Annotated in this window: 11 protein-coding genes; 5 read left to right on the top strand and 6 right to left on the bottom strand. The window is 70.7% G+C overall.

Annotated features, from left to right (window positions below):
- Nucleotides 1-56: 56 nt before the first annotated feature.
- Both BW730_RS07920 and BW730_RS07915 read right to left on the bottom strand, forming a co-directional pair.
- Nucleotides 57-977, bottom strand: coding sequence for a PASTA domain-containing protein (locus tag BW730_RS07920; protein WP_158522538.1), 921 nt, complete (start codon nucleotides 975-977; stop codon nucleotides 57-59).
- Nucleotides 893-2,107, bottom strand: coding sequence for a protein kinase domain-containing protein (locus BW730_RS07915; protein WP_077685769.1), 1,215 nt, complete (start codon nucleotides 2,105-2,107; stop codon nucleotides 893-895). Before BW730_RS07915 ends, BW730_RS07920 begins: the two co-directional genes overlap by 85 nt.
- Before the next feature lie 241 nt (nucleotides 2,108-2,348).
- Here BW730_RS07915 and BW730_RS07910 point away from each other — a divergent pair, with 241 nt between their 5' ends.
- The gene (locus BW730_RS07910) at nucleotides 2,349-3,026 is read left to right on the top strand and encodes a beta/alpha barrel domain-containing protein (protein WP_077685768.1); all 678 of its coding nucleotides are present in this window, start codon (nucleotides 2,349-2,351) and stop codon (nucleotides 3,024-3,026) included.
- An 85-nt stretch (nucleotides 3,027-3,111) separates the two neighbouring features.
- Here BW730_RS07910 and BW730_RS07905 read toward each other — a convergent pair whose 3' ends face one another.
- Both BW730_RS07905 and BW730_RS07900 read right to left on the bottom strand, forming a co-directional pair.
- Nucleotides 3,112-5,364 carry an HAD-IC family P-type ATPase gene (locus BW730_RS07905; protein ID WP_145952774.1) on the bottom strand — a complete coding sequence of 751 codons (2,253 nt, stop codon included), beginning with the start codon at nucleotides 5,362-5,364 and terminating at the stop codon, nucleotides 3,112-3,114.
- Nucleotides 5,354-6,280 carry a polyprenyl synthetase family protein gene (locus BW730_RS07900; RefSeq protein ID WP_226997206.1) on the bottom strand — a complete coding sequence of 309 codons (927 nt, stop codon included), beginning with the start codon at nucleotides 6,278-6,280 and terminating at the stop codon, nucleotides 5,354-5,356. The genes BW730_RS07905 and BW730_RS07900 overlap by 11 nt, the downstream gene beginning before the upstream one ends.
- A gap of 322 nt (nucleotides 6,281-6,602) precedes the next feature.
- Here BW730_RS07900 and BW730_RS07895 point away from each other — a divergent pair, with 322 nt between their 5' ends.
- Complete coding sequence (locus BW730_RS07895) at nucleotides 6,603-7,397, top strand: methylenetetrahydrofolate reductase (protein WP_145952772.1); 795 nt, start codon at nucleotides 6,603-6,605, stop codon at nucleotides 7,395-7,397.
- A gap of 4 nt (nucleotides 7,398-7,401) precedes the next feature.
- On the opposite strand, the gene BW730_RS07890 is transcribed toward BW730_RS07895, so the two are convergent.
- Nucleotides 7,402-9,603, bottom strand: a complete 2,202-nt coding sequence (locus BW730_RS07890; protein ID WP_077685767.1) for a HelD family protein — start codon at nucleotides 9,601-9,603, stop codon at nucleotides 7,402-7,404.
- Between the two features lie 147 nt (nucleotides 9,604-9,750).
- Between BW730_RS07890 and BW730_RS07885 the strand changes: the two genes are divergently transcribed.
- Genes BW730_RS07885 through BW730_RS19235 form a run of 3 tightly spaced genes read left to right on the top strand, consistent with a single transcriptional unit; the run spans nucleotide 9,751 to nucleotide 11,344 of the window.
- Nucleotides 9,751-10,527, top strand: a complete 777-nt coding sequence (locus BW730_RS07885) for a thioredoxin domain-containing protein (protein ID WP_077685766.1) — start codon at nucleotides 9,751-9,753, stop codon at nucleotides 10,525-10,527.
- Nucleotides 10,527-11,063 carry a cytochrome c biogenesis CcdA family protein gene (locus BW730_RS07880; protein ID WP_226997145.1) on the top strand — a complete coding sequence of 179 codons (537 nt, stop codon included), beginning with the start codon at nucleotides 10,527-10,529 and terminating at the stop codon, nucleotides 11,061-11,063. The genes BW730_RS07885 and BW730_RS07880 overlap by 1 nt, the downstream gene beginning before the upstream one ends.
- Before the next feature lie 11 nt (nucleotides 11,064-11,074).
- A complete protein-coding gene (locus tag BW730_RS19235) occupies nucleotides 11,075-11,344 on the top strand; it encodes a hypothetical protein (RefSeq protein ID WP_226997144.1) in 270 nt (89 codons plus the stop codon).
- Here BW730_RS19235 and BW730_RS07875 read toward each other — a convergent pair.
- Nucleotides 11,336-12,280, bottom strand: coding sequence for a phytoene desaturase family protein (locus tag BW730_RS07875; protein WP_077685765.1), 945 nt, complete (start codon nucleotides 12,278-12,280; stop codon nucleotides 11,336-11,338). The genes BW730_RS19235 and BW730_RS07875 overlap by 9 nt on opposite strands.
- Between the last annotated feature and the right edge of the window lie 45 nt (nucleotides 12,281-12,325).

Genomic DNA, 12,325 nt, shown 5'->3' with positions numbered 1-12,325 from the left:
CGGGCGCCCCCTCGTGGGGCGCCCGGCCTTTTCGCGCCGTGGATCAGGGGCTCGGATCAGACGATGATGAGCTTGACGGTGCTTCCGACGGCGACCTGAGAGCCCTCCGCGGGGTCGGTCGACTTCGCCAGGTTCAAGGGCAGCCCGAAGCCTGAGTCGTTCTGGATCTCCACCTTGAGGTCGAGGTCCTCCAGCAACTTCTTGGCGTCGTCGGCGTTCTTGCCCCACACACCGGGGATGGTCACCATCACGGGGCCGAGCGACTTGACGATCGTGACGGTGTCGCCGCGGTTGCCGTTGCCTCCCGAGGGATCCTGCCGGATCACCTGCCCCTTCTCGACGCTCGTGGAGTTCTCCTCCTTGACATCGACCTTGAAGCCGAGCGCCTTGAGTTCCTTCTCTGCGTTCGCGGCGCTCGAGGCGACCACGTTCGGGATCCGGATCGGCTCCTTGCCCTTGGAGACCATGAGGTCGACGGTGGTGCCGGGCTTGAGTTCGGCACCCTCCTCCTGTGAGGCGGACAGCACCTGCCCTTCGGCGGCGTCCTCGGAGAACGACTCGGTGACCGCTCCGATCGTGAAGTGCTGGCGAATCGCCTCCTCGGCCTGGTCGCGGGACACGCCCACCACCTTCGGCATCGGGTAGCGCTCCGGGCCGCGTGAGATCACGAGCGTGAAGCTTCCGCCGCGCAGCAGTCGCTCACCCGAGCCGGGTTCCGTGTCGATCACGACGCCCTTCGCGACCGTCTCGGAGTACTCCTCGCGGACCGAGACGCCGAGCGAGTTCGCGTCCGCGGCCTCGCGGGCCTTCGTCTCGTTGAGGCTCGCCACCGCGGGCACGGTGGTGTAGCGGCCGGACAGCCACCACCAGGAGCCGACGCCTGCGCCGGCGGTCAGCAGCAGCACCAGCAGCAGCGCGATGACGCCGCGGCGCCTGCGGTGCACCGGGTCGTGCGAGATGTGCAGCGGAGGGAACACGGGCGTGCGCTGGCTCTTGGGGAGTGCGACGGCGAGGGTGAGTGGTGCGGGTTCACCGGCGTCTTCTCGGGAGGCGGGATGGGCGTGCGGGGGGCCTGGTCGGCGGGCTGCCACTGCGGTTGCCGCACGATCACCGTCTCGGGCGTCATGCCGGAGGCGGGGCGCGGCCGCTCACGCGGCTTGAGGCGTTCGGTGACGCCGTCGGCGGGGCTCTCGGGCAGGATCGAGGCCGCCAACTGCGGGTTGTCGTTTCCCGCCCCGCGGGCCATCTCGTGGCGCACCTTGCGCACCGCGGCGAGCAGTTCGTAGCCGTTGGCGATCCTGGCGCGAGGGTCGCGTCGGGTCGCTGCGAGCACCAGCGTGTCGAGGTAGTCGGGGATCGGCCAGTCGAAGCTCTGCCCCAACTCGGAGAGCCGCTCCGAGGGCTTCTCGATGTCGACGTTCACGTGCCGGTAGGCGATCTGGTAGTTGTTCTCGCCCGTGTGCGGCTTCTTGCCCGTCAGCAGTTCGAAGAGCACCACGCCCGCGGAGTACACGTCGCTGCGGCCATCCGGGCGCGCGTGGGTGACCAGTTCCGGGGGCAGGTAGCTCGCGGTGCCGACCAGGACGCCGGTTGCCGTCATCTGGGGCGAGTCGACCTGGCGGGCGAGGCCGAAGTCGGCGACCTTGACCTGCCCGCGGTCGGTCAGCATCACGTTCTCCGGCTTGATGTCGCGGTGCACGACGCCCGCCTCGTGTGCCGCGGACAGCGCGGCGGCGACCTGCTCGAACAGTTCGAGCGCCCGGTCCGGCGGCAGCGGCGCCTCCCGGCCGATGACCCGGCGCAGCGTCTCGCCCTCGATGAACTCCATCACGATGTACGGCTGACCCTGCGAGCTGCCCTGGTCGAAGATGCTGACGACGTTGGGGTGGCTGAGCACCGCGGCCGAGCGGGCCTCGCGGTCGAACTTCGCCGCGAACTCGTCGTCCTCGCCGAGGTCGCTTCGCATCACCTTGACGGCGACGACGCGCGACAACCTGAGGTCGCGCGCGCGATAGACCGTGGCCATGCCACCGCGTGCCACCTTCGCCACGATCTCGTAGCGTTCGTCCAGCACTTGGCCGACCAACGGGTCGAAAGTGCTGTTCATGCCACTCCATGCACGGTCGGGGAAGGAGGCCGTGTGAGCCCGTCTGCGACCCCGATTGTATGCGCCGCGCGAGCCATCGCGCTCGCCTCGCCCCGGCGAGTCGGGGTCAAAGGGCGCCGATCGTCCCTGCTTCGACCCAGTTGCCCCGCGGGCGGAGCGGCGGCAATAGAGTTGTGGGCGCAAACGCTGGAAGGACGAACTTGGCTATGTCTGCACACGGATCCGCCACCGGGAGGACGCCATGACCGCGTTGGTCCCGCTGACGACGAGGCTGCGGACGGCGCGCGTTGCCGTCGTGCTGCCGCCAGAGCTGGCCGTTCCCGAGGCGGCCGACTTCGCCGCCCACGGCGCCGACCTGCTGATCTTCTCCCAGGGCAAGCGCGGCAATGAGGAGACGGCCGAGGCGATCAAGGTCGCCAGGAACCGGCTGTTCAGCCTTCCGACCCTCGTCGCAGCAGACGACCTGGCGGTCGGGCTGGCGTGCGGCGCCGACGTGGTGTTCCTGAAGCGTCCCGGCTGGCGGCCGTTCGGATACCCGCGGCCGCACGAGTTCTCGATGTTCGGCAGGTCGATCGACGGCGCGGGCGACGTCGACGAGTTGCAGGGTGACCCGTTCGTGTTCGGCTTCGTCGGCCCGGCGATCACGCGCGACGGCGTCAACGACTCGATCGTCGAGATGGCGGGAAAGGTGCCCCCGCTCGGGCTGCCAAGCGGCCCGGTGTGGTTCGCCGCCGGCGGCGTCTCCAGCGCCAACGTCGCGGACGTGCTGGCCGCGGGGGCGCGCCGGGTGACGGTCTCGACGGCCATCTTCGAGGCGGCCGACCCGTTCGCCGAGACGAGAGCCATCGCCGACGCCGTGAAGGCGGCTTGGACGGAGGATCCGGCGGCCGAGACCTACACCAGGGACGCGTTCGGCTGACCCCACAGCCGCGGCGTCTCGCCGCGGACGATCGCGGTGACCCACCACGCCAGTTCGATGCCGACCATGCCGATCAGGCCCGCGATCACCCGAAGGTGACGGTGTGCAGGTTCGACACGTCCAGGGTCAGCCACTTCCTGGCGAACGGCAGCACGAACACCGCGAAGTAGAAGCCGTAGGCGAACAGCACCAGGCAGGCGCGCCACCAGACGTACGGCCGCGCGACGACGCTCAGCACCCAGGTGGCGGTCATGATCAGCGCGATCAGCGTCGCGGTCGACGCCTGCGTCTGGACGTCGTCGGCGACCTCGTGCAGGCCGCGGGTGCCGATGTAGGTGGTCAGCGCCGCCGCCGCCACGATGATGCCGCCGGGAATCGCGACGGCGAGCGTGCGCCGCACGAAGCCGGGCCGGGCACGCTCGCGGTTCGGCGCGAGGCTCAGCAGGAACGCGGGAATGCCGATCGTGAACCAACCGACGACGGTCATCTGCAGCGGCAGGAACGGGTTCGGCAGGCCGAGCACGACGGCCGTGAGCGCGAGGATCACGGCGTAAATCGTCTTGGTGAGGAACAGTTTCGCGACCCGCTCGATGTTGCCGATCACCCGCCGCCCCTCGGCGACGACGTGCGGGAGTGAGGCGAACTTGTCGTCGAGGAGCACGATCTGCGCGACGGCCCTCGTCGCGGAGGAGCCAGAGCCCATCGCGACGCCCAGGTCGGCATCCTTGAGCGCGAGGACGTCGTTGACGCCGTCACCGGTCATGGCGACGCTGTGCCCCCGGGCCTGCAGCGCCCCGACCATCTGGCGCTTCTGCTCTGGGGTGACGCGGCCGAACACGTCGCCGTCGTTGACGATGTCGATGAACTCGGGGCCCGGCTCTGGCAGCGTCCGCGCGTCGACCACCTCGCCGATCTCGACGCCCAAGGAGCGGGTCACGGCCCCGACCGAGGCGGCGTTGTCTCCGGAGATGACCTTGACGGCCACGTTCTGTTCCTGGAAGAAGCGCAGCGTTTCGGCGGCGTCGGGGCGCTTGACCTGATCGAGCACCAGCAGCGCCTTCGGGGTGACGGTCCCCGGCGCGGTGGGTGAGTCGACCGGTTCGGAGCCCGTGGCGAGCAGCAGCACCCGGCGGCCCGTCGCGCCGATCTCCTCGGCGCGCGCCGCAGTCGCCGGGTCGGCGAGCACGTCGGCGGCACCGAGCAGCCAGGTGCCGTGCCCCTCGAAGGTCGCGCCCGACCACTTCTTCGCCGACGAGAACGGGGCCCGCGCCGTCAGCAGCCACGGATCGTCGGCGGGCGGCACGACTGCGTCGATGGCCTGCATGGACGCGTTGGGGGTGGGGTCGGAGGCGACCAGTTGCGACAAGGCGGCCGTCGGGTCGTCGCCGTCGAGCGGGATGATCTCGCCGAGCGTCAGGGAATTCTGCGTCAGGGTGCCCGTCTTGTCGGCGCACACCACGCTGACGCGGGCCAGGCCCTCGATGGCGGGCAGTTCCTGCACCAGGCAGTTGCGCCTGCCGAGCCTGATCACGCCGAGCGCGAAGGCCATCGAGGTGAGCAGCACCAGCCCCTCCGGCACCATCGGCACCAGCGCAGATGTGGTGCGCAGGATGGACTCCTGCCACGTGGTGTCGGGCTGGGAGAACTGCACGATGATGTTCAGGATCCCGACCGGGATCAGCAGGAACGTGACGTACTTGAGGATCTGGTTGATGCCCCCGCGAAGCTCTGAGGAGACCAGGGTGAACTTCGCGGCCTGCGCCGTGAGTTGCGCCGCGTAGGCGTCGGCGCCGACCTTCGTGGCGCGGTAGGTGCCGGTACCCGCCACCACGAAGGAGCCCGACATCACCTGGTCGCCCGGACCCTTCGGCAGCGCGTCGGCCTCTCCGGTGAGCAGCGACTCGTCGATCTCGAGGTAGTCGGAGGCGACGACCTCCCCGTCGACGACGACCTGCTCACCGGGCGCGATCGCGATCAGGTCGTCAAGCACCACCCCGTCGCGCACGATCTGCTGCGCCACACCGTCGCGGATGACCGTGGGGTGCGCCTCGCCGACGACCGCCAGCTTGTCCAGGGTGCGCTTGGCGCGCAGTTCCTGCACGATGCCGATGACCGAGTTGGCGACGATCAGCATCCCGAAGAGACCCTGGATGAGGTGGCCGGTGATGGCGACGCTCAGGAACAGGACGAACAGGATCGCGTTGACGCGCGTGAAGACGTTGGCCCGGACGATGTCGAGGGTCGATCGCCCCGACCTGGAGGGCAGCGCGTTGACCTGCCCCGCCGCGATCCGTTCGGCGACCTGCGCCGACGTCAGGCCGGTCGCCTCAACTGGCACGGTTCACACTCCGCTCGGCCAGGGCGGCAAGCGCGGTGCGACCCTCCCTCGTCATGGGCGTCGAGTCGAGCAGCCGCTCCGCGTGCCGCAGGTTGGACTCGATGGTCGCCTCGACGCTGCCCTTCGCGCCGGTGGAGGCGATCAGGTTGGCGGCGTGCGTGATGTCGTGATCCGTCAGGCCCGTCGCGCCCAGCAGGTGCGCCAGTTCGTCGGCCTCCGCGGGCGACCCCTCGGCGAGCGCCGTCAGCACAAGCACCGTCCGCTTGCCCTCGTGGATGTCGCCGCCGTATGGCTTGCCGGTCAGCGCCGGGTCGCCGTAGACGCCGAGCAGGTCGTCGCGTAACTGGAAGGCGCGCCCGATGGTCGAGCCGAACTCGCCGAGCACGCCGAGCAGCGCCTCGTCCGCGCCGCCGAGCGACGCGCCGATCTGGGCAGGGCGGCGGATGGAGTAGCGGGCCGACTTGAACTCGAGCACCCGCCGGGCCACGTCGAGTTCGTCTGCGAAGGTTCCGGCTCCCGTGACGCGGTACTGGGCGCTCACGTCGAGGAACTGCCCGGCAGTCACCTCCGCGCGCATCGCGTTGAGGAGCGGACGGGTCCGCTCCAGTCCCGGCGCGCCCGACGCGTCGGCCAGTTCGAGGCTCCACATCAACAGCAGGTCGCCGAGCAGGATCGCCGACGACGTGCCGAACGCCGCCCTGTCGCCGCGGCCGCCGCGCTGCGTGTGGTACGCCTCGAAGCGCTTGTGGGCCGCAGGCTGCCCCCGGCGGGTGTCCGCGTCGTCGATCAGGTCGTCGTGGACCAACGCGCTGACGTGCAGCAGGTCGAGCGAGGAGGCGACGGCGAGCAGCGGCGCGTCGTCGTCGGGGACCCCCGCCGCCGCGACATGGCTCCAGTAGCAGAACGCGGGCCGCAGGCGCTTGCCCCCGAGGTGGCGAGCTCGGCGACGCGGAGCAGTTCTGGCACCCCCACTTCGTCGATCAGGGGCCGCTGGGCCGCCAGGAACGCGTCGATGGTTTCGCCGACCGCGGACAGGAATCCGTCGTTCAGCGGGGCGGTGGGATCAGGGGGTTGTCTCACGTGGGCAGCTTAGTCGAGCCGTCCGCGCCACTGCCTATTGTTAGGGCCATGCACACGCGCGATCCACGACCCGGGACCGTGGGCGAGATGCTCGCCTCGGCCCAAGGGCCCCTCTTCTCGTTCGAGTTCTTCCCCCGAGGTCTGACGAGGAGGAACCGATCCTGTGGAGGGCGGTCGACGCTCTTGCGCCGCTGTTCCCGGACTTCGTGTCCGTCACCTACGGCGCCAACGGGTCGCGGCGGGACAGGACCATCCGCGCGACCCGCAGGATCGCGGCGTCAGGAGGGCCCGTCACGGTGGGGCACCTGACCTGCGTCGACCAGTCGAGGGCCGACATCGCCGAGGCGCTGGCCGCCTACCGCGAGGCGGGCGTCACCAACATCCTGGCGATCCGTGGCGACATGCCGGGCGGGGGAGAGTGGGCCGCGCACCCCGACGGCCTCTGCAACGCGACCGAACTGGTCGCCTTCGTCAAGGAGCAGGGCGACTTCTGCGTCGGCGTCGCCGCCTTCCCGAACCCGCACGAGACGTCCAACGACGCCGAGTTGGACGCCGACATCCTCGAGGCGAAGGTCGCGGCGGGCGCCGAGTTCGCCATCACGCAGTTGTTCTTCGAGGCGCGCCCCTATCGGGAGTTGGCCGACCGGATGGCCGCCCGCGGCTGCCCCGTCCCGATCATCCCGGGCATCATGCCGCTGACGGTGATCACGCAGATCGAGCGGTTCGCGGCGCTCTCGGGCCGCGACCTGCCGGAGGACCTGGTCGCCCGACTGCGGGCCGCAGGCTCCAAGGAGGAGGTCCGGGGTATCGGCCTCGACGCGGCGCTCGGGCTCTGCCGGGACCTGCTCGCGGCGGGCGCCCCAGGGCTGCAGTTCTTCACGCAGAACCGTTCCAAGGCGACCCGCGAGGTGCTGGCCCGGCTGAAGGACGACCTGGGCGAGAACACCGACTGAGCCGTCAGTCGAGCAGGCTCCGCCATTTGGAGGTGTCGACGTCGAGGGTGACGAGGCGCTGCGTGGCGCGGGTCAGCGCGACGTAGAGCACCCGCACCCCGCCGGGCGCCTCCGCGACGATCTCGTCGGGCGAGACGACCACGACGCCGTCGTACTCGAGGCCCTTCGCCTGCAGCGCCGTGACGACGATCAGCCGGTCCTCGAACGCGGCAAGCCGGTCGTCGCCCATCAGCAGCAGTTGGACCTCGCTGAGGCGCGACGGGGGCACCACGATGCCGATGGTGCCGTTGACCTGGCCCGCGAGGTCGAGCAGGATGCCGCGCAGCGCCGCAGGTAGGTCGGCCGCGGTGGTCGCCTCCAGCCTCGGCTCGATGCCGGTGGAGCGCACCGCCTTCGGCAGTTCCGCGTCCGGGTAGACCTTGGTGATGACCTTCGCGGCCAGGTCGAACACCTCGCTGGGGGAGCGGTAGTTGGTCGACATGGTGAAGGTGCGGCGCTGCGCCCGCCCGATCAGTTCGTCGAGGGCCTTTGCCGTCTCCTCCGGGTACGGGTAGGAACTCTGCGCGGGGTCGCCGACGATCGTCCACGACGACTGCGGCCCGCGGCGGCGCAGCATCCGCCACTGCATGGGGGTGACGTCCTGGCCCTCGTCGACGAGGATGTGCGCGTAGGTGGTCTGCGGGTCCTCGTCGGGGTCCTCGGTGCGCTCGAAACGCAGCAGGTCGGCGGTGGTCAGCACCTCCGCGACGTCGCCGCCCTCGAGGAAGACGTCGACGTCGGCGTCCCTGTCCTCCGGGACCGGCCCGAGGATCGAGACCAGTTCGTCGAGCAGCGCCATGTCGGCGATCGACCAGCCCTTCAGGTTGTCTGCATCGGCCTCGGAGCCGCGCAACCAACCGTAGGAGGCGGTCAGCGCCGCGCGCTGCTCCGCGGTCAGGCTGGTGGCGACGCGTCCGGTCAGTTCGGGGTCGGACAGCCGGGCGAGCACACGCGGCGCGCTCAGCGCGGGCCACCACGCGTTCATGAACATGGCGAGGCTCGGGTGCTCACGCACCCTCTCGTCCAGTTCGGCCGGTTCGATCCCGACGTCCTCGGGGAACTTGGCCTTGAGCGCGGCGATCACCAGTTTGAGGGCGAGGTCGCGGCCGCGGTTCAGCTTGGTCTGCGCGAGGACCTGGTCTCGGATCCGGCCCAGCTCGCGCGCCTCGAGGCCAAGGACCTCTCCCTTGACCGTGACCCGCACCCGCAGTGCGTCCGGGTGGTCGATCAGCGGGGTCCGCACCAGGCGGCGCAGCACCGCCACCATCGCGAGGCTGCCCTTGACCGTTGCCGCCTCTGCCTGGTCCATCCGCTCGCTCGACATGCCGAGCACGTCGGCGGCGACGCTGCCGATGGCCTTGAGTGTGACCGTGTCCTCGCCGAGGCTCGGCAGCACCCGCTCGATGTAGTTCATGAAGACGTTTGACGGGCCGACGACGAGCACGCCGCCGCGCTCCAGCCTCGCCCGGTTGGTGTAGAGCAGGTAGGCGGCGCGGTGCAGCGCGACCACCGTCTTGCCGGTGCCTGGACCGCCCGCGATGATCGTGACGCCCTGATAGGGGGCGCGGATCGCCTCGTCCTGCTCGGCCTGGATGGTGGCGACGATGTCCTTCATGGTGCGCCCTCGGGCGCGGGTCAGGGACGCCATCAGGGCGCCCTCGCCGATGATCGGCAGCGCGGTGTCCGCCGAGGAATCGAGCAGGTCGTCCTCGAGGCCGATCACCTTGTCGTCGCGGCAGCGCAGCACGCGGCGGCGGATCACGCCCATCGGCTCGGCAGGGGTGGCACGGTAGAAGGCCTCCGCGGCGGGGGCGCGCCAGTCGATCACGAGGGGCTCGTAGTCGGAGTCCCGCACGCCGATGCGCCCGATGTAGCGCGCCTCGTCGTCCTTGGCCAGATCGATCCGGCCAAAGACGAGGCCCTCATGCTCCGCGTCCAGGATCGCGAGCCGGCGCGCGGCCTGGTAGGCGAACGCGTCGCGCTCGAACAGCGCGGTGCCGTCCTCCTCGCGCGTCCATCCGGTGCGGTCGGAGCGATAGATCTCGCGGCCCTGCTCGGCCAGCGACTTGGCGCTGGCCGTTGCGGCGTCGAGGTTGTCGTACACCCTGTCGACGTGGGCCTGTTCAAGGGCGATCTCGCGATTCAGGTCGGCGCGCGAAGTACTCAAAACCACTCATCCTCGGTTGAGACAGACAGTCAAGCTTACTACCGATCGACGTGGGGTTCCGCGCGGTGACCAACCCCCAGTTGGCGACGCTTGTTCGCCTAAGGCACAGTGGATACCGCCGAACCCGACCCAGAATGAGTTGATCGCATGTCCTCCGCGCCCGCAAACACCAACGGGTACAAGATCACAATCGTCGCCATGCTGGTGGTGATCATCGCCCTGATCGGGGTGATCGCCCAGATGCAGATGGGCGGCTCGCAGGCCGCGCCGCAGCAGGAGCAGACGACGCCCGCCGCGAACGCCGAGACGCAGCCGCCCGTGACGGTGGAGACCGGGGAGCCGACGGCCGAGCAGGCCGAACTGCAGCGCTTCTTCCTGGAGGACCTGCCAAAGCGCGACCCCGCCGATCCGCTGGCGATGGGCCGCGTCGACGCGAAGATCGTGCTGACGGAATGGGCCGACTACCGCTGCCCCTTCTGCTCGGTGTTCGCCGAGGAGACGCTTCCCGCGCTACAGCCGCTGATCGACGACGGCACGCTGCGCGTCGAGTTCCGTGACCTCGCGATCTTCGGCGACGAGTCGATCCGCGCCGCCACCGCCGCCCGCGCCGCGGGCGTGCAGGGCAAGTACTTCGAGTTCGCGCACGAGTTGTACGTCGCGCTGCCCAACCAGGGCCACCCCGACATCCCGGACGACCTGGTCTTCGGCATCGTCGAAAAGCTCGGCCTCGACGTCGAACAGTTCACGACCGACTGGGCAGACCCCGCCCACGCGGAGGCCGTCGCCGCCGACTCCGCGGAGGCGCAGGGCTTCGGGCTGACGTCGACGCCTTCGTTCGTGGTCGGCTCCGAGTTCGTCTCGGGAGCCCAGCCGCTCGAGTATTTCCAGAAGCTGATCGCGCAGCAGGTCGCGCTGGTCGACTGATGCTGATCGGTTACGCAGGCGCCTTCCTCGGAGGGGTCGCCGCGATCCTCAGCCCCTGCGCCGCGCTGCTGCTGCCCGCCTTCTTCGCCTACGCCTTCAACGGCGACCGAGCGAAGCTGCTCGCCCGCACCGGCCTGTTCTACCTGGGGCTGCTGCTGACGCTCGTGCCGCTCGGCCTGGGCGCGGGAGCGCTCGGGTCGCTGGTGACGGTGCACCGCGGCACGCTGTCGATGGTCGGCGGCGCGATCCTGATCGTGTTCGGGCTGATCACGGCGCTCGGCATCCGGATCCCCATCCCCGGCATCGCGCAGCGCGGCGACCCGCGCTCCGCCGTCGGCGCGATCCTGCTCGGCGCGACCTACGGGCTCGCGGGTGCCTGCACCGGGCCGCTGCTCGGCGCCGTGCTGACGGTCGCCGCGGTCGGCGGCAGCCCGCTGTACGGCGCGGTGCTGCTTGCCGCCTTCGGCGCCGGCATGGTGGTGCCGCTCGTGCTGCTCGCCCTGGTGTGGGAACGGTTCAAGCTGGGGAGCGGCTGAAGCCGAGGCCGGTGAAGCTCGGCCCGTTCACCACGTCGGTGATCGGGCTGGTCTCCGGCGCGCTGTTCGTCGCCGTCGGCCTGCTGTTCCTGCTCACCGACGCGACCTCCGCGCTGGGCGGCATCCTCGGAGCGACCGAGCAGTACAGGGTGGAGAACTGGCTGCGCGGCGTCGGCGAGGCCATCCCCGACTTCGTGATGCTCGCCCTGGCCGCCGTCGTGGTCGGGCTCATCGCGTGGCGCTGGCTGTCCCGTCCGAAGGGCGACGAGGGCTCAGGGTAGCCGCGGCATCGTGAAGGCGACGTTGGTGGGGCGGCAGTCCTCGCCCGTCAACCGCTCATGCAGTTCGTAGACGGCCAGCGCGGCGCTGCCCAACTGCGCCCACGGCTCGCGCCCCGCGGGCGAGGCCGCCGAGGCGCGCAGCGCGCCGTCGGCCCCGACGATCGGGGGAAGCGCCAGCCACTGCTCCGCGCTGACCGGTTGGGCCAGCGGCGTGGGCTGGCGACAGTCGATGTCCGCCGCGCCGTCGGCGTCGTCTGCGAGCGTGACGCCCCGCTCGGCCATCCGGTCGAGGAGTAGGCCGAGCAGCCGGGAGGCGGGCTGCGGGGTGGCGTCGCCGTCGACCAGGTGCCAGCGCCCGAAGGAGCGCTCGACCACAAGAGGCAGCGCCAGCAGCGCGGGGGAGGCAGGGTCGTCGACCAGGCGCAGCGCGAGATCGGCAAGCGGGCCGAGCGGCGCGGCGACGTCGGCGACGGTGCGCTCGAGCCACAGCGCGCGTCGCTGCTCGTCGGTGACCACCGCTTCGTTGCCCTCCAGCGCGTGCCTGCGGAAGGCGTGCCAGAGGGTGTCGAGGTCGTCGAGGCGGTCGCGCCAGGCGACCGCGACCTGCTCGCCGAGCGCGTCGCGGACGGCGCGGAACTGCGGGCCGCGCTCGGTCGGCAGGTCGAGCACCGTGCCGTCGGAGAGCACGTGGCGCGGCGGCGGCGCCTCCACCAGTTCCAGACCCGCGCGGTTGAGTTCGGCCTGCAGGTGGCCGCCGGACTTCTTGAAGAGGTCCTTCCAGGTGGCGGGCAGCGCGATGACGGGGGAGGCGTCGTCCAGCGCGCGGTCGATGGGAAACCCGTCGGTGACAAGCGTCACCTCGTGCCCGAGGCGAGCCAGGCGCGCCGACGCCGCCATCGCCGCCAGCGTCGCGCCGCGGACGCTCACCTTCGCCATCGCCGCCTCCTCACGTCATCGCTGCGGGCGCGCCCATGATGCCAC

Source organism: Tessaracoccus aquimaris, assembly GCF_001997345.1.
Taxonomy (GTDB): domain Bacteria; phylum Actinomycetota; class Actinomycetes; order Propionibacteriales; family Propionibacteriaceae; genus Arachnia; species Arachnia aquimaris.
The sequence above is the reverse complement of the archived record's forward strand: the minus strand, read 5'-3'. Positions and strand labels throughout refer to the sequence as shown.

Excerpts from the sequence above, each read along its gene's own strand:
- BW730_RS07915 (WP_077685769.1), bottom strand. The coding sequence starts at position 2,107 with ATGAACAGCACTTTCGACCCGTTGGTCGGCCAAGTGCTGGACGAACGC.
- BW730_RS07875 (WP_077685765.1), bottom strand. The coding sequence starts at position 12,280 with ATGGCGAAGGTGAGCGTCCGCGGCGCGACGCTGGCGGCGATGGCGGCG.
- BW730_RS07910 (WP_077685768.1), top strand. The coding sequence starts at position 2,349 with ATGACCGCGTTGGTCCCGCTGACGACGAGGCTGCGGACGGCGCGCGTT.
- BW730_RS07880 (WP_226997145.1), top strand. The coding sequence starts at position 10,527 with ATGCTGATCGGTTACGCAGGCGCCTTCCTCGGAGGGGTCGCCGCGATC.
- BW730_RS07885 (WP_077685766.1), top strand. The coding sequence starts at position 9,751 with ATGTCCTCCGCGCCCGCAAACACCAACGGGTACAAGATCACAATCGTC.